Origin of the sequence: Nocardia suismassiliense (assembly GCF_900269665.1) — a bacterium.
Taxonomy (GTDB): Bacteria; Actinomycetota; Actinomycetes; order Mycobacteriales; family Mycobacteriaceae; genus Nocardia; species Nocardia suismassiliense.
On the sequence record NZ_LT985361.1, the window covers coordinates 4,750,875 to 4,773,714 of the forward strand.

General features: G+C 66.4%; 19 protein-coding genes. 12 read left to right on the plus strand and 7 right to left on the minus strand.

Annotation, left to right across the window (positions count from 1 at the left end; all coding sequences use genetic code 11):
• Window positions 1-116 precede the first annotated feature (116 nt).
• The 5 genes from DBO33_RS21280 (at window position 117) to DBO33_RS21295 (ending at window position 6,395) form a co-directional block, all read left to right on the plus strand.
• Entirely contained in the window at window positions 117-788 is a 672-nt protein-coding gene (locus DBO33_RS21280; protein ID WP_107656606.1) for a maltokinase N-terminal cap-like domain-containing protein, read from the plus strand.
• A gap of 191 nt (window positions 789-979) precedes the next feature.
• The gene (locus tag DBO33_RS21285; protein ID WP_107656607.1) at window positions 980-2,917 is read left to right on the plus strand and encodes a M3 family metallopeptidase; all 1,938 of its coding nucleotides are present in this window, start codon (window positions 980-982) and stop codon (window positions 2,915-2,917) included.
• 226 nt (window positions 2,918-3,143) lie between these two features.
• Window positions 3,144-3,746, plus strand: coding sequence for a DUF308 domain-containing protein (locus DBO33_RS21290; protein ID WP_107656608.1), 603 nt, complete (start codon window positions 3,144-3,146; stop codon window positions 3,744-3,746).
• Between the two features lie 71 nt (window positions 3,747-3,817).
• Window positions 3,818-4,051, plus strand: a complete 234-nt coding sequence (locus tag DBO33_RS42895) for a hypothetical protein (RefSeq protein WP_159080390.1) — start codon at window positions 3,818-3,820, stop codon at window positions 4,049-4,051.
• A gap of 922 nt (window positions 4,052-4,973) precedes the next feature.
• Complete coding sequence (locus DBO33_RS21295; RefSeq protein ID WP_107656609.1) at window positions 4,974-6,395, plus strand: S8 family serine peptidase; 1,422 nt, start codon at window positions 4,974-4,976, stop codon at window positions 6,393-6,395.
• 17 nt (window positions 6,396-6,412) lie between these two features.
• On the opposite strand, the gene DBO33_RS21300 is transcribed toward DBO33_RS21295, so the two are convergent.
• Window positions 6,413-7,318 (minus strand): TolB family protein, encoded by a 906-nt coding sequence (locus DBO33_RS21300; protein WP_159080391.1) that lies wholly within the window; start codon window positions 7,316-7,318, stop codon window positions 6,413-6,415.
• Between the two features lie 475 nt (window positions 7,319-7,793).
• Here DBO33_RS21300 and DBO33_RS21305 point away from each other — a divergent pair, with 475 nt between their 5' ends.
• From DBO33_RS21305 to DBO33_RS21330, 6 genes are all read left to right on the plus strand, one after another.
• Window positions 7,794-8,558 (plus strand): hypothetical protein, encoded by a 765-nt coding sequence (locus DBO33_RS21305; RefSeq protein WP_159080392.1) that lies wholly within the window; start codon window positions 7,794-7,796, stop codon window positions 8,556-8,558.
• A 119-nt stretch (window positions 8,559-8,677) separates the two neighbouring features.
• A complete protein-coding gene (locus DBO33_RS21310; RefSeq protein ID WP_107656612.1) occupies window positions 8,678-9,892 on the plus strand; it encodes a DUF418 domain-containing protein in 1,215 nt (404 codons plus the stop codon).
• Window positions 9,893-10,082: 190 nt separating this feature from the next.
• On the plus strand, window positions 10,083-10,412 hold the full coding sequence (locus DBO33_RS21315; RefSeq protein ID WP_107656613.1) for a WXG100 family type VII secretion target: 330 nt from the start codon (window positions 10,083-10,085) through the stop codon (window positions 10,410-10,412).
• 43 nt (window positions 10,413-10,455) lie between these two features.
• Window positions 10,456-10,767 (plus strand): WXG100 family type VII secretion target, encoded by a 312-nt coding sequence (locus DBO33_RS21320; protein WP_107656614.1) that lies wholly within the window; start codon window positions 10,456-10,458, stop codon window positions 10,765-10,767.
• Window positions 10,764-12,272, plus strand: coding sequence for an ADP-ribosyltransferase (locus tag DBO33_RS21325; RefSeq protein ID WP_107656615.1), 1,509 nt, complete (start codon window positions 10,764-10,766; stop codon window positions 12,270-12,272). The genes DBO33_RS21320 and DBO33_RS21325 overlap by 4 nt, the downstream gene beginning before the upstream one ends.
• 8 nt (window positions 12,273-12,280) lie before the next feature.
• Entirely contained in the window at window positions 12,281-12,532 is a 252-nt protein-coding gene (locus DBO33_RS21330; protein WP_107656616.1) for a hypothetical protein, read from the plus strand.
• Between the two features lie 187 nt (window positions 12,533-12,719).
• Here DBO33_RS21330 and DBO33_RS21335 read toward each other — a convergent pair whose 3' ends face one another.
• The 3 genes from DBO33_RS21335 to DBO33_RS21345 all read right to left on the minus strand — a co-directional run bounded on the left by DBO33_RS21335 (window position 12,720) and on the right by DBO33_RS21345 (window position 15,166).
• A complete protein-coding gene (locus DBO33_RS21335; RefSeq protein ID WP_107656617.1) occupies window positions 12,720-13,625 on the minus strand; it encodes an alpha/beta fold hydrolase in 906 nt (301 codons plus the stop codon).
• A gap of 114 nt (window positions 13,626-13,739) precedes the next feature.
• The gene (locus DBO33_RS21340) at window positions 13,740-14,579 is read right to left on the minus strand and encodes an alpha/beta fold hydrolase (RefSeq protein ID WP_107656618.1); all 840 of its coding nucleotides are present in this window, start codon (window positions 14,577-14,579) and stop codon (window positions 13,740-13,742) included.
• Window positions 14,576-15,166 (minus strand): TetR/AcrR family transcriptional regulator, encoded by a 591-nt coding sequence (locus tag DBO33_RS21345; protein ID WP_325050729.1) that lies wholly within the window; start codon window positions 15,164-15,166, stop codon window positions 14,576-14,578. The genes DBO33_RS21340 and DBO33_RS21345 overlap by 4 nt, the downstream gene beginning before the upstream one ends.
• Before the next feature lie 400 nt (window positions 15,167-15,566).
• Here DBO33_RS21345 and DBO33_RS21350 point away from each other — a divergent pair, with 400 nt between their 5' ends.
• On the plus strand, window positions 15,567-16,382 hold the full coding sequence (locus DBO33_RS21350) for an alpha/beta fold hydrolase (RefSeq protein WP_107656619.1): 816 nt from the start codon (window positions 15,567-15,569) through the stop codon (window positions 16,380-16,382).
• Window positions 16,383-16,473: 91 nt separating this feature from the next.
• Here the strand turns inward: DBO33_RS21350 and DBO33_RS21355 are convergent, their stop codons facing one another.
• From DBO33_RS21355 to DBO33_RS21365, 3 genes are all read right to left on the minus strand, one after another.
• Entirely contained in the window at window positions 16,474-18,306 is a 1,833-nt protein-coding gene (locus tag DBO33_RS21355; RefSeq protein ID WP_234390961.1) for a hypothetical protein, read from the minus strand.
• Between the two features lie 647 nt (window positions 18,307-18,953).
• Entirely contained in the window at window positions 18,954-20,717 is a 1,764-nt protein-coding gene (locus tag DBO33_RS21360; RefSeq protein ID WP_199856714.1) for an ABC transporter ATP-binding protein, read from the minus strand.
• Complete coding sequence (locus DBO33_RS21365; protein ID WP_107656621.1) at window positions 20,714-22,420, minus strand: ABC transporter ATP-binding protein; 1,707 nt, start codon at window positions 22,418-22,420, stop codon at window positions 20,714-20,716. Before DBO33_RS21365 ends, DBO33_RS21360 begins: the two co-directional genes overlap by 4 nt.
• Window positions 22,421-22,840: the final 420 nt, after the last annotated feature.

Below are 22,840 nucleotides of genomic sequence, written 5' to 3' on the forward strand. Positions count from 1 at the left end.
ATCAGGTCGCTCTGAAATCGTCGCAGCGTCAACGGAATAGGCAACGATCGAGACGGTTCGGTCCCATAAACTCGAGACACAACAGCGCCGCGAGGCGGAGCAGGAGGACTCGAAGCATGGCCGTGATCCACGAGACCACGATGGTGCCCACCAAAGTCGAGTTGTTGGCCTCGTGGTTGCCGACGAGGTCGTGGTATCGCGGCAGCGCTCGCCCGGTGCTGCAGCGGACCGGGGGTTTCCGGCTCGACGATCCGGCCGGGGAGGTCGGGATCGAATTCATGGTCGTAACCGACACTTCGGTCGAAGAGCCGGTCACCTACCAGGTGCCGTTCGCCTATCGCGGCGCACCGCGCGACGGCGCCGAGGACGCGCTGATCGGCACGTCGATGCACGGTGTGCTCGGGAAACGCTGGCTCTACGACGGGACGCGTGACCCGGTGGTGGTGGCGCAGATTCTGGCCCTGCTCGGCGGATCGGCACAGCCGCAGGCGCAGCATGCCAGCGCGACGGTGGATGAATCGGTCGCGGTGAGCACACCCGACATCGCCGTTCCCACACTGGAATCGGAGCCGGTGGTGGCGGAAGACGGATCGTCGCGCACGGACATCATGGTCGGTGCCCAGGTGCCTGGCAGCACCGCGATCGTGCGGGTGAACCGGGTTCTGCAACCCGGTGACGAGTCCTCCGACCGGGCCGGTGCCGGTCACGTCACCGCATCATGGCAGTCGCCGGACGGTACTTCGGTGCGTGGCGTGTTCCTGTCCTTCGAAGGTCACGTGGAGAGTTAACGAGACCTGTGAAAGAGGATGGGCCGCAAGGCTGTCCGCCGACCCAGTGGGGTGTTTGCCGAAGTAGCGACACCGTAATGGTCGGGCTTCTCGCCGGTTGCGACGCACCGACTGGTTGTCGTGACTGCCGACTATGACCCGGCGTCTGCCACCTCTGTCCCGACCGTGACGACGGCTATTACTGTCGAGGAATGAACCCGCAGCCGCTTGCCCTGCCATCCGCTGACTGGTCCGCCTGGCTCGCCGATTACGTCGGCGACCGATTGCAGTCGGCGTCGGACACGCTGAAGCAGCTGAAAGACGGCACTTCCCGCGACACCAGCACGGTGCTCGGCCGCTGGAACGACGCGGACATCGCGCTGCGCGGTGCCGAGTCGGCCGCCGGATTGTTCGTCGAGGTCCACCCCGAGTCCGATGTGCGGACGCTGGCCGAGGAGCTGGTCCAGCAGATCGATCGGAGCAAGACCGATCGCAACCTCGACCGTGCGCTCTACGACATCGTCGCCGCCACCGACCCAGCAGGGCTGGACGAGGTAGCCCTGCGCATGCGCGACCACGTGCTGCGCGACTTCCGCCGCAGCGGTGTGGACCGCGACGAGAAGACCCGCACCAGGCTTCGGGAGATCTCCGAGCGGCTCACCGTGCTGGACCAGGACTTCGGCCGGACCATCCGGGACGACGTGCGATCTGTGCGGCTCACCGCAGCGCAACTCGAAGGTTTGCCCGCCGATTTCCTCGCCGCGCATCCGCCCGCCGAGGACGGACTCGTCACGGTCACCACCGACTATCCGGACTACCGCCCGTTCCGTACCTACGCGCGCGACGCCGAGGCCCGCCGCAACCTCACGATCGAGTTCGAGAGCCGCGGTTGGCCGACCAATGACGCTGTCCTGCACGAGATGTTCGAGCTGCGGGACGAGAAGGCCCGGCTCCTCGGTTACCAGAGCTGGCCCGATTTCGACGCCGACGTCAAGATGATCGGCACCGGAAACGCCATCGCCGAATTCATCGAGCGGATCTCGACCGCCGCTGATACTGCGGGCCGACGAGACCTCGACGCACTGCTCGCGCGCCGACGGGAGGACGGCCCCGCCGATACGATCGACCGTTCCGAGATCGGTTACTACTCCGAGCTGATCAAACGCGAACAATTCGATGTCGATGCCAGGGAGGTACGCCGATACTTCGATTTCAGCCGGGTACGCGCCGGCCTGCTCGAGGTGACCGGTCGACTGTTCGGCCTGGAGTATCGGCCGGTCGACGTCCCGCGCTGGCATGACGACGTCACCGCTTATGACGTCTACGCCGACGGTGAACGGCGCGGCCGGATCTACCTCGACCTGCATCCACGCGCGGGCAAATACAAGCATGCGGCGCAGTTCGATCTCGTCGGTGGCATCACCGACCGGCTGCTGCCCGAGGGAGTACTGGTGTGCAACTTCCCTCGTGGGCTGATGGAACACCAAGACGTCGTCACGCTGTTCCACGAATTCGGGCACCTGATTCACCATGTGCTCGGTGGGCGGCAGGAGTGGGCGCGGTTCTCCGGCGTGGCCACCGAGTGGGACTTCGTCGAGGCGCCGTCACAGATGCTCGAGGAATGGGCATGGGACGCGGCCATTCTGGGCACCTTCGCCGTCGATGAGAACGGCACTCGCATCCCCGCCGACCTGGTCGAACGGATGCGAGCGGCGAAAGACTTCGGTAAGGGAATCAACATAAAGACCCAGGTCGGCTACGCCGCAGTGTCGTATCTGTTGCATCGGGACCGGCCCGCCGATCAGACCGCAGCGGTCATGCAGGCCATGGAACGGTACGGCATGATTCCCGGGTTGCCGGGCACGCATTTTCAGGCTTCGTTCGGACACCTCGCCGGATATTCGTCTGCGTACTACACGTATTTGTGGAGTCTGGTGATCGCGAAGGATCTGTTCTCCGCCTTCGACGCCGATGACCTGTTCGATCCCGCAGTGGCGCACCGATATCGCGATCGAATTCTTGCTCCAGGTGGGTCTCGGGACGCTGCGGATCTGGTGGCGGACTTCCTCGGTCGGCCGTCCGGATTCGATGCTTTCACAGCGTGGTTGGATACCGCGCCGGTGGCGAATGCTGCTCGGTCGGCCCCATAATTGTCGGGGTCGGAACGCCGGAATGCTCAAGCCTTGAATCATCAGGGACGCTTCACGTGAGCATCTGGCAACGGTCTAGCAACTCGCACGGGTGGTCGTTGGCGTGACCGCCCGAGCAGTCCAGCGGTCCCGCGAGAGTGCCGACTACGCCCGATGATCGAGACTCGGCGCACCGAGTGAAAGCAAACACGCGGCTAACCGAACGGCTCGGCCATATCATGTAGCTATGCCCGAAAACGAGCTCGGAGGGCGTACGGAACCACTGGCCGGCGGTGTCCGGCAGGCGATAGTGGTCGCCGGTGCCTGCTCGATGATCGTGGGTGTGGTCATAGCGATATGGCCGCACAAATCGCTGCCGACCGCGGAGCTGCTTTTCGGCCTCTACCTGCTGCTCAACGGCGGACTGCAGATAGTCGTCGCATTCGGCGCCAAAATCGCGCCCGCCCTGCGCGTGCTCGTCTTTGCCAGCGGAGTGGTGTCGTTGTTGCTCGCCATGCTGTGCTTCAACGGCGGCAATTCGGCACTGCTGCTGTCGTTCTGGATCGCCCTGGCGTGGTCGATCCGCGGCATCTGCCACGCGACAGTCGCCGTCTGGGCAACCAACCTGGCCGGCGGCGGCAGGCAGGAAGTGTTCGGCCTGGCCACCATGCTGCTCGGCATTGTCGTCGGCGTACTGCCCTTCGACTCGGTGGACGTGCTCGGCCTGGTGGTAGGGCTGTTCCTCATCCTGATCGGAACCATGGAGGTGCTCAGCGTCGCTGCGGTACGCCACGGTGTGGTGGACCTGACCGGAGTGTCGCGGATGCGCGCGGTTCGCCTGGATCCCTGAACGCGACTTTCCGGGCACGCGAAGCTGAATCTGGTCTCGTGCAAACGAAGCTGTAGGGGAACTGTCGGAATATGGCCGTTGCATACAGTCCGACCCGATTCCTCGAGCGGCAGTTCCGCATGCACCGCCACGATGCCGACGTAAGGGTCTACCTGCGTGATGAGACAGCACGCGGCACTCTGCAAATGTGGCTGCGCGGCCCGATTCTTGAGCGGCAATTCCGCAGGCACCGCCACGATGCTGACGTGTGCGTCTGCCTGCGTGGTGTGACAGTGCGCGGCACCAAATGGCTGCGCGTTTCATGATCAACGCAAGGCCCGCAGCACCGCTCAAGTAACTCCGCCATCGTGCCCCGCACGACGCGAAGTCCGACGGCGAACGGAACACGCACGATGCTGACGTGAGCGTCTGCCTGCGTGGTGTGACAGTGCGCGGCACCAAATGGCTGCGCGTTTCATGATCAACGCGGCAAGGCCCGCAGCACCGCTCGAGTAACTCCGCCATCGTGCCTCACACGACGCGAAGTCCGACGGCGAGCGGGACACGGTGGCAGAGAAGTACGAGTGGGGGCGCCGTCATGTCCCGTTCGACGCGAAGCCGGACGGCGAACGGGACACGGTGGCAGTAAACCCGTCGAGACAGGACGCCACTGTGTCCAGTTGGCACAGCCGGTGCAGTGGCTGCGCATCTTATGTTCAACGGCGCAAAGTTCTCGGCATCGCCCGAGTAGCTCCGCCCCCGTGCCCCGCACGGCATGGAGCCGGACCTCGAGCGGGACGCGGGGGCGGAGAAGTACGAGTGGTGAGGCCGTCGAGTCCCGTTCGACGCGGAGTCTGCGGCGAGCGGGACACGGTGGCTGTAAACGTCGAGACAGGCCGCCACGGTGTCTGGTCGTGGCACAGCTAATGCGGCGTCTGCTAATGCGGCGTCTGCGCATTTCATGTTCAACGGCGCAAGGGTCTCGGCATCGCTCGAGTAGCTCCGCCATCATGCCCCGCACGGCATTGAGCCGGACGGCGAGTGGGACATGGTGGTGGAGAAGTGCGAGTGGGGGCTCGATTATGTCCCGTTCGGCACGGAGTCCGGCGGCGAGCGGGACATCGCGGTGGCGGTTCGCCTCGACACGTGGTCACACAACCTCGTGCACACCGTGCCGACATGCGCTCGGGGAAGATGCGTAGCGCATTACGGTGGTGCCGGTCCCGTGCACGGGGTTGACTGAATAGCATGGCATTCCAGCAACGTCCGCTTCGATCGCCGGCCGAGCTGATCGTGGTCACCAACGGTGCGGACACCGCGCTCACGTCGGCTGTCTTGCGCGAAAGTGAGAGCACCGAGGCGCGGTTGGCCGCGCTGCTGCCTGAGGGGGGTCGGCTTGCGCGGATCTTCGGTCCGGCCAACCGTCTGCCTGCTCGCGTGGCGGGCACTTCGCATGAGCCTGTTGCCGCGGTGTATCTGCAGTACTTCGCCGTGCACGGCGTCACCGAGGATCTCGACGCGGTCGCCGCCCGGCTGCGTGAAGACGACGCGGTCGACGGCGCCTACGTCAAACCGCCCGCCGAACCGCCGATCGCGCCGGACGGTGCGCCGGCTGCGCGGGTCGACGACGCGCCGCCGGTGACCCCGAATTTCCAAGCGCGCCAGGGCTACATCGAACCCGCACCGCAGGGTGTCGACGCTCGGTGGGCGTGGACCATGCCGGGCGGACGCGGTCAGGGTGTGCGCGTGATCGATATCGAAGGTGCGTGGCAATTCACTCACGAAGACCTGATGATCGGCCAGGGCGGAGTGATCGGCGGCAACCCTTCACCGGATCGAGGCTGGCGTGACCACGGCACCGCGGTCGCGGGCGAGATCAGCGGGGACGTGAACGCCTACGGCATCACCGGTATCGCACCCGACGCCCTCATTCGCGCGGTATCGATCTTCGGACCTGGCTCGGCCGCCGCGATCCGCACCGCCGCCGACGCGCTCGGTGCAGGCGATGTCATCTTGCTCGAACTGCACCGTCCCGGACCGCGATTCGACTATGCGGGCCGCCCGGACCAAGCGGGCTACATCGCGATCGAATGGTGGCCCGACGATCTCGCGGCGATTCGCTACGCCGGCGCCCGCGGCGTCATCGTGGTGGAAGCGGCCGGAAACGGTGCCGAAGACCTCGACGCCGCCCTCTACGACCGGCGCCCCGCCGAGTTTCCGGCCTCGTGGCGCAACCCGTTTCGCGGTGGCCCGGCCGACTCGGGTGCGATCGTCGTCGGAGCGGGTGCGCCACCGCAGGGCTTCCACGGCCGCGACCACGGTCCCGGTCGGTCCCGGCTGGCCTTCTCCAACTTCGGTTCCCGCGCCGACGCCCAGGGCTGGGGCAGGGAAGTGACCACCACCGGCTACGGCGATTTGCAGGGCGGTTCCGACGAAGACCTCTGGTACACCGACGTCTTCAGCGGAACCTCCAGCGCCTCACCGATCGTCACCGGCGCGATCGCGAGTTATCAAGGCATCAGCGCGGTCGCCGATTCCCGCAAAACGCCCGCCGAGATACGTGCGCTGCTGCGGGCCACCGGATCAGCGCAGACCAGCGCGCCAGGTCGTCCGGCGAGTCAGCGGATCGGCAACCTGCCCGATCTGAAAGCCATGGCCGCGCCCTACTGACTGACCCCCAGCGGGGATCATCGATCGGTGCCCGCACCCCAACTCGGAAGCTGAGCAGTCTGTTTCTGATCGGTGAGCTGGCGGGCGTTGCTGCCGTCGCTGTTCATCACCCAGATCTGGGCGCCCGGCTCGGGTGCCGGGTTGCGGGTGTAGACGATCTTCGAGCCGTCTGGCGAAAACGCCGGGTGCACCGTCGCGTCATCGGTGAGCGGACGAACATCGGCGCCATTGGCATTCATCACGTAGATCTCGGAGCGGTTCTTCCCACCCCGGTTACTGGTGAAGACGATCTTCGTGGCGTCGGGCGTGAAGATCGGGTCGGAGTTCCAGAACGGATCCGCCAGCAGCTGCCGCGCGTGTGTTCCATCGGCTGCCATCACCCAGATGGCGCCGGTCCTGGTGAACAGAATTTTCGAACCGTCGGGGGAGAACGCGGGATTCTGTGACGAGGCTTGGCCGGGGCCGGGTGGGGCCGTCGGATCCGGCGGTGCGGTGAGCTGCTTCAGGTCGCTGCCGTCGGTATTGATCGCATAGATGGCACCGCCGCGGGCGAAGGCGATCCGGGAGCCATCGGGGGAGAATTTGGGGCCGTAGCCACCGTCGGTGAGTCGCCGCACGTCACTGCCGTCCGGATCCATCGTGGAAATGGCGGTGCCACCGACCACGATCCTCGATCCGTCGGGGGAGAAGCTCGGATGGTTGCCCTCGCCGATCCGAACAACATCGGTGCCATCGGGATTCATGACGAAGATCGATTGCCAGCCGTCCTGGAACACCACCTTCTCCGTGCGTCGCGGCTGCTCGGACCGGGGTGACTGGTCCGGGTTCGACGGTGGCTCCGAGTTCGAACCGCACCCGACGATCAGTCCGGACAGCGCAACGCCGACAACCACCTGCCGTAGCGCGACTTTCACTTTCCGCATGCCGACCAACCTAGCCACGCGAACCTCCGCGCAGCGAACAATTCCGGGACCGTGCCAAGCTGTTCGGCGCGTTCCGAGTAGATCGAGCATGCGACGGCGGGTCGAGACGACCAGGCCGACGATCGCGTCTGGCGACGGCCTGCCTGTGGGCCACGCTGGCTCAGCGGCGCGACCGAACGAGACGCGATGGCCGGGCACCATCAGCGCGTCGAAGCCTTCTGCCTCGGGCGGCGACTGCCCCGGATGGCGCAGCATGCGAACTGGCGCCGCATGCCACGGCATGATCGGCCACCCATAGCGGAGTGTGCCCCTACCCCCTATCGAGTAGCCCCTACCTGCGGATTCGAGTAGTCGAGCACTCGTGGCAGCGGCCCCCGATGTCGGCACTCTGAGGGTGCGGAGAAAGGAGCGAAATCATGAGCGAGCGAATCGACAACGCAGTCGCTGATGCGATGAGCGAGAGCGAGGCGGGGTCATGAGCGCCATTCATATTCGTACGTCCGGACATCATCAGCCCGGACTCGCAGGCGGCGCGGGCACGCACGGCATGGTCGCCTTCGGCACCGGCCTCGACTGCTACCTCTCGTACCGTCCGACGTTCCAGTCGCCCTACAACTACCAGGTGCTGCTCGAGGTCGCACTCGACGAACGCGGCAGCCGGGCGCTCGGCGCGGACCGGCGGTCCGGCTACACCGGCATTCACACGTTCGATCCCGAGGATTTCCCGATCGCGGAGCTCGACCCGGGGCGTGCGCGCCCGCGCAAGTCGTTCCGCGGCACCCTGATCCGGGGCAGGCGCGAACGCGACGGCATCGCGATCGCCGGCGACGTACTCGCCACCGTGCGGCGCGTCGTCCACTTCGCCGAACTCGATCCGGATCGCGAACGTGGTCGCGGACTGCTCACGCATCTGTGCTTCGGTCGGCCGAGCCGGATGTATCTGGCACATCACATCGCCCGTCAGCCGAGCTTCGACCAGATCGTTTCGGCCTGGATCGTGCCGGGAACGGTGACCGACCTGCTCGGCGAGCCACTCGCGGACGAGGTCGTCCGGAAGACCTTCGAGCAGGCACAGCCGATCATCCTCGGGCAGCGCGAGTTCACCGGCATGCGGTTGCGCGCCGGGGAGCTGGCCGTCGCGGCGTTCCCGGCGACTGCGGCATCCGGTGGCGCACAAGGATTTCTGGCCGAGATCGCGGTCGAACGGCAGATCTACCTGGAGGTCGCCGATCTGGCGTGACCGCCGGGTGGCTATTGTCAATACGCCGCAGGTCGCAGTCGCGGCACCCTGGAGGTCGGCGCGTTTGTCAGCCCGTTGACGGACGCGCGGTTCCGGTTCGGAAGGATAACTTCACTGGTATGTCCGAATCGGTTCTCCCCGCTGCGGTCTCGGGTCGGCGGATCGCGGAGGTCGACATTCTCCGGGGATTCGCGCTGTTCGGCATCCTCATCACCAATGTGCTCGTCGCAAGCGCTCTGTGGTCGTACGCCGGGACGAGCAACAATCCGCAACCGCGCTTCGACAGTCGCCTCGACCACACGGTGCACGCGGTGGTCGAAGCCTTGTTCTCCGGCCGGTTCTATCTGCTGTTCGCGTTCTTGTTCGGCTACTCGTTCACCCTGCAGATCGCGGCGGCCCAGCGCGCGGGAGTTTCCGCCAATGCGCGACTGTTGCGCCGCTGCCTCGCGTTGATGGTGATCGGGCTGGTGCACGCGTTCTTGCTGTGGATCGGTGAGATCCTCACCTTGTACGCGTTCCTGTGCCTGATCCTGATCCCGCTGAAGAAACTGAAGCCGCGCACCGCCGTGATCACCGGGGCGGTGCTGTATGTGGTGTGGTGCGGGTGGAGTTTCCTGCCGGCCGAGGACGACAAAATGGCGGCGCTGTCCGGGTTGTTCGACCTCCAGCGGATCCACGACGGATATACCGGCACCCTCGAAGAAACCCTCGGCACCCAGATATGGCTCGCGCCGATATTCATCGGCCTGATCTGGTTCACCCAGGGCCTCACCAGCCTCGGCATGTTCCTGATCGGTATGGCGGCAGGGAAACGGCAGCTGTTCAGCGACCGGGAAACGTTGCGGCGGTGGGCACCTTGGTTCCTGGTCGTCGGCCTAGGGGTCGGTTTGCCGGTGTCGCTGGGCAGCTTCGCCGGGTCGATGAACTGGATGCTGATGCCGAGCGTGTGGCCTGGTATTCAGCAGCTGGTCAATCCGCTGATGACGTTCGCCTACATCGCGGGCATCATCTGCCTCACCCAGTCTCCGCGCACCGCGACCATGATCGGGCACCTTGCGCCTGCTGGGCGGATGGCGGCTTCCAACTACATCGGGCAATCCATCGTGCTCATGCTGATCTACACCGGTTATGGGCTGGCGTTGGTCGACGAGATTCCCCCGCTCGGCGTCGTCGCCATTGCTTTGGTCACCTACGCCGCGCAGCTGGCGTTGAGTACCTGGTGGTTGCGTGATCACCAGTACGGGCCGGTGGAGTGGGTGCTGCGGGCCGCTACCTATCTGTCGCGTCCGCAGTGGTGGCGGAATCCGGAACAGGTTCCGGCACAGGCGGATTGACGCCGAACTAGGCGTGGCACCGGCTATCGACAGAAGCGCGGCCCGCGCCCATGCTGACCAGCAGCGCGAGGGGTGCGCAACGGTGGCCCGCGATGCGGTTTCCCGAACCGATAGATTCAGATGGAACCGTCGGCGACCCGGGCACGTCCAACCTTGCATAGAGTGCCCCGACCCCCCTTAGGAGCATCCGTTGACCGAGAGCGCCGCCAACGCGGCACCGAACACCTTCAACCTGGTGCCTGACCACGTCAGCGACGCCGGCCGCTGCGTGCAGACCACCGCCCAGAACCTCATCAACGGTTTGCGCTCGGCCTCGGCCGACGTCACCGCGCTCGAGTCGAGCTGGCGCGGCACCGCGGCGACCGCGTACTCCACCGCGTGGGACGAGGTCCACCGCGGCGCCCTGGACGTCTTCGAAGCTCTCGCCGACATGGCCGACCTGCTCGGCGTCGTCGTCGACCGCAGCGCCGCCACCGACGCGGCCAATGCCGCCGCGGTCAGTTCGCTGAACCTGCCCTGACAGTCGTCGATCCGCACCGAGACCCGTTGGGGGACCACGTTCTATGACCGACCAATACCGTGTCGACCTCGCACACCTGGACGCCGTCACCGCCAAGGTGGCCGCACTGAACTCCTTCGTCACCGACTCCCTGGCCGAACTGGACCAGCGCATCGCCACCGTGCAATCGACCTGGAACGGTGCCGCCGCCGACGCGCACGCCACCGCCCACGCCGAATGGGTCGCCGCCGCGGCCCGCATGACCGAAGGACTCGACAAGATGCGCGCCGCCGCAGCGGCCGCCCACGCCTCCTACGAGAGCGGAACCGCCGCCAACCTCGCGATGCTGGGCCGCAGCGGTCAGGTCGCGCAGTGACCGGAACTGTTCTCGACGTCGACACCACGGTCTACTACGACACCGCCGCCAAGGTGGCTGCGGGTGCGTCGGCCTGGTGGGCCGCCGTCGACGCGAGGTGGGCGGAGCTCGAGAAAGCTACCGACATGGCGGGCAGCTACGCGGATGCCCGTGAGTGGGCCGCCTCCTACGACCGGCGTGCGACCGAGATTCTCAAAATGGTCGAGAAGGTCGCGACCGCGGCGCACTCCTACGCCATAGTCCTCAACGAGATGGGTTACCAGCGCGCCCTCGACGAGCACGGTGCGACCATCGACGCCGGGCCCGCCCCGGTCAAGCCGCCGAAGCCGATGTACCCGGTGCTGAGCTGTCGAATACCGCTGCCCAGCGCCGGCGGTCCTGGTCAGGGATTGGTCGACGAGGGGCTCGGTCTGGTCGAAAAGATCGGCCTCACCATCCCCGATGGCAACGCGACCACCATCTCGAATGCTGGACTGACTTGGGACAGTGCCCGCACTTCCGAAGGGGCAGCCGCATTCCCCGGGATTCTCGAAGCAGGCGCCGTCGCATTCCAGGACATCATCGCCCCCGAAGCGGCGTTCATCGATGAGGATCTCCGAGCTCTGAAAGTTGCTGCGGAGCAGGTGCTCACAGCTATGGGCGATCTGGCCCAGTCGTGCCGCGATCACCGCGCGGCACTCGACGAACTGCGCGACCAACTCAAGCAGCAACTGGAGATGGTCCGTGACGCGCTCATTCAAGAGCTCGCGATCACCGCCGCAATCTCGGTCGCATCCTCCTTCATCACCTTTGGTGCCGGTGCCGCAATCGGCTTGGCCGGAGCCGCAGCCATCTGCGCCCGCTACGCGCGCCCCATGCGTACCCTCATTGAGAACTGGCAGAAAGCCCGCAATATCCGGGCCGGCGTGAAATTCGACCAAGACCTCGCCCGCCATTCCCAAGAGCTCGATCGAATTAGCGCGCTCAAACCCAAACCGGACCCGCCCACTCTGCCGAAAAAGGACCCGATCGAGCTGCCGCCGACGCGGCATCCACCCGGCACCGCAAAAGTCGATCTCTCGCCGACCGAGCAGGCAGCGTTGAACCGCTACGTCAGCGACGGATCGATCATCAATAAGGCGATTCGTGAGGGCCGCGAACTCACCGTCGATGAAAAGGCGTGGCTCGACAACGTCAATTCCGCACTCGATAAGATGCCGCCCTACGAGGGGATGGTAACTCGTAGAGTCGAGCTGACCCCCGACGAGATTGCCCGATACAAGGAAGGCGGCAACATCACCGAGCAGCCGTTCACCTCGTCATCGGCCCTGCCCGACGCGGCGAAATCGGAAGCGACGCGAAATGTGGAGTTCCAGATTATGTCCCAGAATGGTAAATATATCGGCCACAACGGCGGACTTCCCGACGAGCTGGAAGTGCTGTTCAAGTCACCTACCCGGTTTGAGGTAATTTCTAACCAAACAATCGACGGCCGAACCGTCATCGTCATGGGCGAAAAGATTTAGGAGCGACAATGGCAAAGGAAATCGACGGCAAGATATTCGAGGACCCGGAGGAGAACACAGACCCGCTGAGCGAAGAAGAAAAGGCTCGGATACTGGCGGCGGCCGCCGAATTCAACCGCATCCGCGATGCCATACCTCCCGAACGGCAAAGACACCTGCCCGAGAAGTTTGGAGGCGAAGACAGGCTAGGTACACCTAAAGAAGCCGAATACCTAACCCAACTGGAAGAACGCAAAAAGCGCGGCGAGTACTGGGGATGACCGCACCGGGCACGGTCGAGGATCCGCGCCCGGCAGCTCTGGCATGAGTCGGATACACCGAGACTTGGCTGTGTTGAATTTTGTCGGCGGCCGAACCGTAGAACCACCCATTGTCAACGATCAGGCGCCACGCCGTGACCCGGCGGGCACCGCTAATTCAGTTGTGTCACACACGAACACGAAGTGTTCACGCGGTGGTCGCCCCTTGTCCCGCACCTTCATCGGTCACGGATTTCGGCTGGAGTGCCAGCATCGCGGTGAGCAGTTGATCCCAGGTGGTGGGTGGGAGTTCGTGGCCGATGCCGTGCAGGGGGAGGAGGGTGGCGCCGGGGATTTCGCGGACCATGGCCTCGCCGTTGCCGTACGGGAAGAATGGGTCGTCGGTGCCGTGGGCGACGAGGGTTGGCACGGTGAGGGTTCCGAGGCGTTCGCGCCAGCGGTCGCCTGCTTCGACGTATGCCAGGTTGAGCAGGCTGGAGGTTAAGTTGGTGGTGCGGTCGACCATTCGGGTTGCTTGGTGACGGGCCTCCTGGCTGTCGAATCCGTTTGTGCCCGCGCGTATCCGAGCCTGTTCGACGCAGTAGTCGATCACTGCCGTTCGGTCGGACCAGTCCGGAGCGGGGGTTTTGGTCAAGAATTCTTTGATCCGGTCCGAGTGGTCGGGTAGGTCTGGGTCTGCCGGGCCGGGGGATGTTGGGCGGGTATTGATGAGGGTCAGGGCTGAGACGCGGTCGGGGTGGTCGAGGGCGGCGAGTTGACAGATCCATCCGGCGACGGAGAAACCGACCAGGTGGGCTTGCGGAAGTTCGAAGACATCCAGTAGTCCGATGATGTCCGAGGCCAAGTCGCGGAGGGCGTAGCCGGGCGAGCCGGTGGGATAGGCGGTCGAACGGCCGGTGTCGCGGATGTCGTAGCGCAGGACGAAACGGCTGGCGTGGGCCAGCCGCTCGCAGAACTCGTTTTCCCAGAACAGTCGCGAGGTGCTCGGCAGCAGCAGCGCCGGCTGCCGCCACGACCCGAAGGTGGTCACACACAGGTCGGCGTCGCCGACGGTGACCAGGTGCTCGGGTGATCGTTGGATATCAAGCGGCATGGGGACTCCTCTACGGTTGCGTCTCGCAAGGAGAGACCATTTCCGCCGCGGTAACTCATCGGTCCCTGGTGTTCTTCATGACGCCACATCACGGTCCGGAGTCCGGCTGGAGTACTACGGCACCCGGGCGGCGAGGAGTAGGTCTAGGAGTTGGTGCGCGAATTCGGCGGGGGCGTCGGTGAAACCGCTGTGCCCGCCAGGGAATTCGCTGAGAGGGAGGGTGAGACGGGCCGCCAGAGTGGCGGCTGGGCGGTGGGGGAGCTGGCCTCGGGTTTCTCGGCCTGCGGCGAGGATGAGGCGGTCGGTGTGAGCGGCGAGGCCGGTCTCGTCGGGTTCGTAGGAGGTGATGGGGCGGAGTTCGTCGGCCATCATGGGCGCGGCATTGGCGTGCAGGCGGTGGAGCATTTCGGCGACGCGGGGCGGGAGGTCGGCGGGGTCGGGCATGGGCTTCATGGTGCCGCCGATGCCCTGGAGGAAGCGGGCACCCGCGGCCGCGACACCTTCGGTGCGAAACAGGGTGTAGACCTCGTCGATGAACGCCTTCTGTTCGGCGGCGTCGGGAAGTACCGCGAAGCACGGGGGTTCGTGGGCGATGACGAGACGCAGCCGTTCGGGGTGGTGGACGAGCAGGTCCAGGGCGATGACCGCACCGCCGCTTCCGCCGAAGACGAAGGCGTCTTCCCCTGCGGGAGTAAGGGTTTCGAGCAGTCGGTAGGCGTCGTCGCGTTGCGTCGCGACCAGCTCGCTGACAGGCTCGGCGGTGTCGAGGGTGCTGCGCGAGTAACCGCGCGGGTCGAGGGTGGCGACCGTGAAATGTTCGGCCAGGGTGTCGGCGATCGGGTCGAACACGGCCGCGTCACCTCCGCTGCCGGGCAGCAGCAGGAGCAGGGGGCCGTCGCCGCGTACCTCGTAGTAGAGGGTGGCGCCGGGGACTTTCAGGGTGCCGGTTCTCATTTCTCGTCCTTCGCGTTGCTGGACGGCCACTGCTCGAGCGTGACGTGCAGTGCGTCGATGATGCGTTCCCAGGAGGCGGCGGTATCGCGGGAGTGGCTGAAACCGCCGGTCGCCTCCAGTGCGGCGTAGCCGTGAAAAGTGCTGCGCAGCAACCGGACCGCGTCGGTGAGGTCGGGTTCGGTAAGGCCGTAGGCGCGCAGCATGCCGTAGGTGAGCTCGATGCCACGCACCGCGCCGGGGGCCGGCTCGACCAGTCCGGGCGGCACCGGCGCTTGGGTCGCGGCGTAGCGGCCCGGATAGCGCAGCGCGTACTCGCGCCAGGTGTGTGCGAAAGCGGCGAGTGCGTCACGGCCCGCGCGTCCCGCGACGGCGGTCGCGATCAGGTCGGTCTTTTCGGCGGCGGCGAGCATGGCGACCCGCGCTCGCAGCTCCTGCAGGTTCTTCACGTGGGAGTAGAGGCTGGCGTCCTTGACGCCGAACTTCTTGGCCAACGCCGACATCGTGACCTTCTCGAACCCGATCTCATCGGCGAGGTCGGCGGCCGCGCGTGTGACCCGTTCGGCGGTCAACCCGGCTCGTGCCATCATGTGGACACCTCCTTCAAGCTAGTATGCCTAGTTTATAACCTAGGCGTATTAGGTTTGGCAAGCGCCCGGCCGAGACGCTGACCGAGTCGGTCACGACTGGACCGCGCACCTATGTGACGGCTTGCGGCAGCGATATCCAGGCGGTTCTCGGCGAATCAGGGCGATCCCGTCCCCACATGCGGCGATCCCGCCAGCCTCGATCGGCGGTTACGCCCAATGGCGCTCACGTCGGCTGCGGACGGTGATCACGCCGCTCACGCGTGACCGATCCCCTCGATCGCGGTGGGCGAGTCCATCGGTGTGCCGCGGCGATTTCGACTGTCCCCGCAGCGAGTCGATGAGTTTCGCGCCCACGCACCGTCGTCAGTCGTGAGCACGTAGCACCCGCAGAGGAGAACTCATGACCCAGACCTCGTCCGTCGCCACCAACACCCTCGATGTCCCAGGCGCCCGCCTGCATTACGAGGTGCGCGGCAGCGGACCGCTGATCGCACTGGTCGGCGCTCCGATGGATGCCGCCGCCTTCGCCCCGCTCGCCGACCTGCTGGCCACCGACCACACCGTGCTCACCATGGACCCGCGCGGGCACAAGAGCAGCGTGCTCGACGACCCGGAACAGGACTCGACCCCCGCACTGCGCGCCGACGACCTGGCCAGGATCCTCGCCCACCTCGACGCGGGACCCGCCGTGGTCTTCGGTTCCAGCGGTGGCGCGGTCACCACATTGGCGCTGGTGCAGGCACGCCCGGAACTCGTCAGCACCGCGATCGCGCACGAGCCGCCGCTCAACGTCGTGCTCGATAATGAAATGCGCACGAGCACAGCTGATCTCGCCGCCACCTACGCCAGCGGTGACGTACTGGGCGCCTGGCGCAAGTTCTTCGCCGACGCCAACATGGAGATGCCGGAGCCGGTACTCGAGCAGATGTTCGGTGGCGACCGCGATCCGGCGCAGGTGGCCAGCGAGCGCTTCTGGTTCCTGCACGAGATCGACGGAACCGTCTGGTGGAAGCCGGATCTCGAAGTCCTGCGCGCGACGCCGGTCCGGCTGGTTGCCGGGATCGGCGCCGACTCGACGGACCAGTTCTGTGATCACACCACGCGGGCGCTGGCCGCACGGCTCGGTGTCGAGCCCACCCTGTTCCCGGGCGGGCACATCGGATTCGTCGACGACCCAGCGACTTTCGTCGTCCGACTGCGCGAAGTGCTCGGCTGACGCTGGTGTCCTGGACGACGGTTCTGCCCGCACCGCCGTCCAGGACGTGCACCGGGCGACCTGATGAGGGTCGAGGCCGCCCGGAGTCTGGCTAGGTGAGGCCCCGGATGAATTCGGCCAGGTACTGACCGCTGTAGTCGGGCTTCCCGTTGTTCTGCACCGCGGCCGCGCCGATCGTATCGATGTGGGTGTAACCCGGCAGGGTCTCCACCTGGGCGGTGGCTCCGGTCGGAATCCAGGTCCCCACGCCGTACTGGACGACGCTGTCGCCCGCATAAGCGATGAAGTTCGGTTTGGTGCGACTCATGTTGTGGTAGCGCAGGTTCACCATGTTGCCGCTGCGGGCGCCGGTGAAGCCCGCGCCGAGATCGATGACCATGCGAGCCGGAAAGTACGTCTCCCAGTACGCGGTTGGCGCGCCGGTACCCAATTGCCTTGCCACGGCGTGGATGTCGGAGGTCTCCCGGCTGGGCGCCGTCCACGGCACGCCGACGACGTCGTTGTAGTTGCGCCATGTGTAGAGCACGTTCCGGTCGGTCGGCGCGACCCGCGTCTGCGGGCCCGCGCTCATCCGCAAGTAGTTGCCCAGCACCGGAACCTGGGTCGCCCCACCGCCATTGGGGAAGGTCTTCTCCTGCACCGGACCACCCGCAAGGGCGCCGACACCCTGTTGCAGCAGTGCGAAGTTGCCGGAGTTGTTGTCGATGAACGTGCCGAGCAGCGCCGTATTGGTGAACCGATAGTCGCGGATGGTGCCCTCACCGTTCGAGCCGCCGGACGCGACCGCCGCCCAGCTCTGGCCGAACATGGTGGTGAGCGTGGTCTCCACCTCCGGATCGTGCAGGTGGGCCAGCAGTTGGCTCTCCTCGTCCGGCGCGAGATGCGCGGCGAGTCCGGCGAGGCGGTAGAGCATCATCGCCTTGGTGCCGATCACCGGAACGGGGCCGAGGGTGCGCATCGGCAGCAACCCGCTGTCGAATCCGGCCTTGAGCACGGTGTTGGTCGGGCCCATGAGCGCATTGGTGACATCGCTGAAGAACGGCGTGTTCTGGATGGCGGCCGGGTCCGAGGAGACCATCGAGTCCTGGGCGGCGAACGCGGCGCACTGGTTGTAGCCTGCGTCGGCCTGGGTGGCCGGGTTGCCGTCGAAATCCCAGTCCGAGAAGAACCCGGTGACCATCCCGCCCATCGAGATGCCGGTGCAGATGTATTTCCGTTGCCGCTCAGCCTGATCCGGCACCTCGTGCAGCATGATCTCGTACTGGTCCCTGATCACCCGCTCCACGCCGATCGCGTCGAGGATGGCCAGGTCCTGCGATTGCTTGAAGCCGGGGAAGGTGCGCCCGTCGATCGGTTTGCCGTTGAAGTAGTAGTCGACCGCGTCCAAGTAGTTCCCGGTCTGCAAGGCGTAGTCGAAGCCCGCTGTCTCATCCAAGCAGGCGCCACGCCGCGCCAGCGACCAGAACTCGATACTGCGGCCGAGGGATTTCGCCGAGCGCACCGTATTGCCCGCGACACCCTCGGAATTGACTGCGCCACCGCCCAATCCCTGCTGCTGCACGACCACCGCGTCGGCGTCGCGCGAATTCTCCGGACCGCCGACGGGCCGATAACGCAGGTACCCGGTGCGATCGCAGGCGTCCGGGTGCGGGGGCACCCCGGCAGGCAACGGCAGCCGGAAGCTCACGTAGGACACCGCGATTCCGTCGCGCGTCGCGACCTGCTGTTCCTGGCGGTCCGTCGCCACCGACGCCGGCGGTTCCTCGGCCGCCGCCGCCAGTCCCGGCGGGACCAAACCGGCGGCCACCACCGTCATCACCACCGTTGCCGCCCAACCATTTCGGCGCTCGCCGCGCCGCCCACCCTGCTGTACCGACCGTCCGAGACGCCGCGCCGCATTTGCCACGGTCAGTGACGTTGCCACGGACCGAGACCTACGTCACTGGGAGATTTGTCAGGAGTTTGCCCGATGGTTCATGCAGTTCGCCAAGATCAACGGGGAGTGGTTTCGGCGGATATGGTCCGGCCCAGACGGTCACGAAACGTGACCGTGATGCGATTGATCAATCCGCTTCCTGCCCCTTCTTCGGGCAAACCTCCCTCTTGTAGACACAAAAGGGTGCTCCATCTCCCTTACAGCACTTTTCATATGACCGGCAACGAGTCGGCCCGCACTTCGTGAATTTGTCTTCCGGCGTGGAGACCGTCGTACACGCCGCAGGCCGATCGGCCGAATCGGTCAGCGAAGCATCTGCCGCGCTGGATGCACCGAATTCCAGGACCAGGACCGACAGCACGGTGGTGAGTCCGGATCGAAGTAACCGAGAGCGGACTGTAGCCATAACGCCCCTTCCGAGTTGACCCTGACAGGACTGTTCGAGCTGGCCGGCCGACCACACCACGAACGACCGGCCTCAGAACCTATTCGGAATCGCACTCACTCCGGATGGGACCACAATCGTCCGCTTGATAAGCGGGGTTGGGTACTGGTGTAGGGAACAGCACCCGCGGTAGAGGCTGGCCGAGGCACTGCCGGACGTGCGGTGAGCTGGTTTCGGACCGCGCCACCATTCAGTCGCCGTGCCAGGACCGCCACAAACCGGCGTAAATGCCTGCCTCCGCGACGAGTTCGTCGTGCGTGCCGAGCTCGATGATCGACCCCTCGGTCAGCACGACGATGCGGTCGGCGTCGTGTGCGGTGTGCAGGCGGTGGGCGATGGCGATCACGGTGCGGCCTGCCAGGACCGCGGCTAGGGCGCGCTCGGTGGCGCGGGCGGAGGCGGGATCGAGTAGGGCCGTTGCTTCGTCGAGGATCAGTGTGTGCGGGTCGGCCAGCGCTACCCGGGCCAAGGCGAGCTGTTGTGCCTGGGCGCCGTTGAGTGTGTTTGCTGCGCCGCCGATTTCGGTGTCGAGGCCGTCGGGAAGTTCGAGTGCCCAGTGGGCGTCGACGGTGGTGAGTGCGTCACGCATCCGTTCGTCGGTTGCGGTGGGGTCCGCGACGCGCAGGTTGCCGCGCAGCGTGTCCTGGAAGACGTGGTGCTCCTGCGTGACGAGAACGACCTGGCGCCGCAACAACTCTGGGGCGAGGTCGGCGATCGGTACGCCACCGACGGACACGGTTCCCGACCGTGGCTCCTCCAGTCCGGCGAGGAGCCGGCCGAGGGTGGTTTTGCCAGCGCCCGACGGTCCGACGATCGCGAGTTTCTCCCCGGCCGCGATGTCGAGGGTGACGCCGTGCAGCACGTCCCGGTCGTCGGTGTAGGCGAAATGGCAGTCGGCGACCTCGATTCGGTCGTCGGCGGGCTCGGCGGTGCTGCGGGGTTTGTCGCTGGGCGCCTGCGCGAGTCCTTCGACACGGGCGTAGGACGCACTGCTCTGCTGGAGCTGTTCGATCCACATCATGATGGTGTCCAGCGGCCCGGACAGTTGCCGCAGATAGAGCACGGCCGCGATGACGGTGCCGAGACTCACCACGCCGGTCCGCTCCAGCATGCCGCCGAGGACCAGCACGCCGGCCAGCGCGACCACCTGCGAGACATCGACCGACGGCATCAGCACCGAACGCAGCCACAGGGTGCGCAACCGGGTCCGGCGTGCATGTGCGATCGCGGTATCGGTTTGTGTGCGGAAGCGCTCGTGCAACCCGAACGCCTCGATGGTGCGGGCACCGTGGGCGGTCGTCGTGAGGATGTCGGCCAGTGCTGCCGTGGCGGCACCCTCGGTGAGGTAGTCGGTGCGGGCCCGGCGCAGATACCAGCGCAACGCTACGGCGATGCCGATGAGGCTGGTCAACGCGCACACGCCGAGCAGCGGATGCAACACCATGACCGCTGCGATGATGAACACGGCCTGCACCGTGGCCACCAAAACCTCTGGGGCGGCGTCGCGTAGCGCGGTGGCGGCGCTGCCGACGTCGCTGGTTCCGCGGGTGACCAGATCACCGGTCGGCACATGTTCGACGGTCGAGGCGGGCAGCGCGAGCGTGCGGTCGAGGTAGCGTTCGCGGATGCGGGCGGCGGCCCCCTCACCGAAACGTGCGCCCGCGTACAGCGCGAACCTCGTCAGCACCAGCTGGATGAGGGTGAAGGCGAGGATCGCCAGCGCGAGTTCGTCGATTCTGGAGACCGCGTCCGGTCCGGTCGATTCCTTGACCGTGTCCACGATCGCACCGAGCAGACGCGGTGCCGCGAGTCCGGCTGCGGCGGCGAGGGCGTTGAGGAGCAGCATTATGGCGAAACCTGTTCGGTCCGCTCGGATATCGAGCCAGGCGGCGCGGCGTACGGCGGCCCGGTCCGCGACGGGCAGAGTCGCGGCGTCCTTACTCACGGGGCTCATCGCAGCGCCTTCTCGTCCGCGTCGCGGGATACCAGGGCGCGATAGCCCGGCTCGGTGGCGAGCAACTCGTGATGTGTGCCGCGAGCAGCCACCCGCCCGCCGACGAGGTAGTCGACGACGTCGGCCTGCTCGAGCACGAGCGGGGACGTCGTCGTAACGACGGTGGTCCGGCCGGTGCGAGCGAGCCGCAGCCTGGTCGCGATGACCGCCTCGGTATGCGTGTCGACGGCCGAGGTGGGTTCCACTGCCAGCAGGATCTGCGGTTCGGCGTACAACGCACGAGCCAGCCGAAGACGTTGCCGCTGACCGCCGGAGAGGTTGCGTCCCTGCGCGGTGATCACCGAGTCCAATCCGCCGGGCAGTGCTTCCAGCACGTCGGTGGCCGCGGCAGCGTGGATGGCCGCTTCGATTTTCCCGTCGTCCGGTTCGCGTCGTCCCGCGACGACCTCCCGGACCGTGCCGGTGAACAGCGCGGCATCGTTGTCTGCCAAGGCAATTCGTGCACGAACCTGATCCAGCACGATGTCGTCCAGCCTGCGTCCGCCCCACTCCACCGTCGACTCCGCGAATCGGCCGAGCCGGTCCACGACGGCGACGGCATCACCATGGCGGCCACCCGCGAGCGCGGTGAGGACGCCGGGCCGGACCTCGACTCCCGAGGCCGGGTCCCGCAGGGTTTCCGGGTGGTCCGGTGCGTCGGCCACGGTCGCCGTATCCAGGTGATCCGGTGTCACCGCGAGCAGCCGGATCACCCGGCGGGCCGCGATGATGCCGTGGGTCAGCATGTTGGCGGCTTCGATGAAGAACGACACCGGGACCGCCAGCATCGCGACATAGCCGTACACGGCGACCAGGTCGCCGATCGAGATCGTGCCGTCGACGGCCATCCGTGCGGCCAGCCAGGTGACGGCGGCGAGGAACAGCGCGGGCAACCCGGTGCCGAGCGCGCCCAGCCAGCTCATCACCGCGCCGACCCGATAACCCTTGTGCCGCAAGGATTGCGAGTCCTGCCGATAGCGGTCGATGTAGTGTTGCTTGCCGCCGAGACCGTTGAGGATGCGCAGACCCGTCAGGATGTCGACCAGCCGTGCGGTCGAAACACCCTGGAGCTCACGGTAATCCGCGCCGACCCGATACAGTCTGCCGAGCAGCGGGCCGACCGCGACCACGAGCAGCGGAACGCCGGTCAGGATCACCAGCGCGAGCAGCGGCGACAGTGAGAACAGCAGTACGGCCACGGTCACGTAGGCGATCACCGCGCCGACGCCCGGGCCGGTGATCGTCAGCGACGTGGAGATCGCGCGCACGTCGCCCATGCCGATCGCCGCGACCTCACCCGCCGTGGTGCGCCGTGCCAGTGTGGCGCCCAGGTGCGCGGCGTGGTTGGCGGTGGTGCGGGCGATCCGGAACGAGGCGTCCATCCTGACCTTGGTCATCGTGCGGTGCCGGGCGACGGCCAGTCCCGCGGTCGCGATCCCGGCGCCGAGGATCGCGAGTGTCCACCACGCCAGTGCTTGCATGTCGTGCGCGCGTAGTCCGTCATCGATCGCGCGAGACAGGAGATAGGGCGGGAGTGCGAGGCCGACCATCCACAGGGTGCCCAGCACCGCGCCGGTTGCGACACGGGTGCGCTGGCAGACGACCAGCCACCACAGCAGTCGCAGGGGACCGGATTGATAGTCGGTCGGTTCACGCTCGCTCATGGCCCACACCCCTGCCTGTCGATATCGACGGTCCCTTACGAATCGTATGGGGCCGGGGGGCAGCGGGGTGCCGATCTTGAGCCGCCTCCGGCGTCGCCGAGCTCACGAAGGGGCGCAGTGCAGCGTGATCTCGGGCGGCACGGTGATCGAAAAGCTTCGGCCGCAGCCTTTTTCGTTCCCGGCCTGGCGGCGAGCCGCCCAGAGCGACCGGGATGGCACGGCCGTATTCCGTTGGGCCGCAGACACACTGGAGAAGGTTTGCCGCGACGCCATCGACCGCAGCCGGGCGGGGCGTCGTCATCCTTGGCATGGTGGTCGACGGTATGCGGAGCGTGTGGTCCACCGATGCCGCGTACCGGGTCGCATCGCCTGCCCGCATCGAAGTGCTGCCGGAGTTGGAAGCCCGGGTGCGCGTAGGTC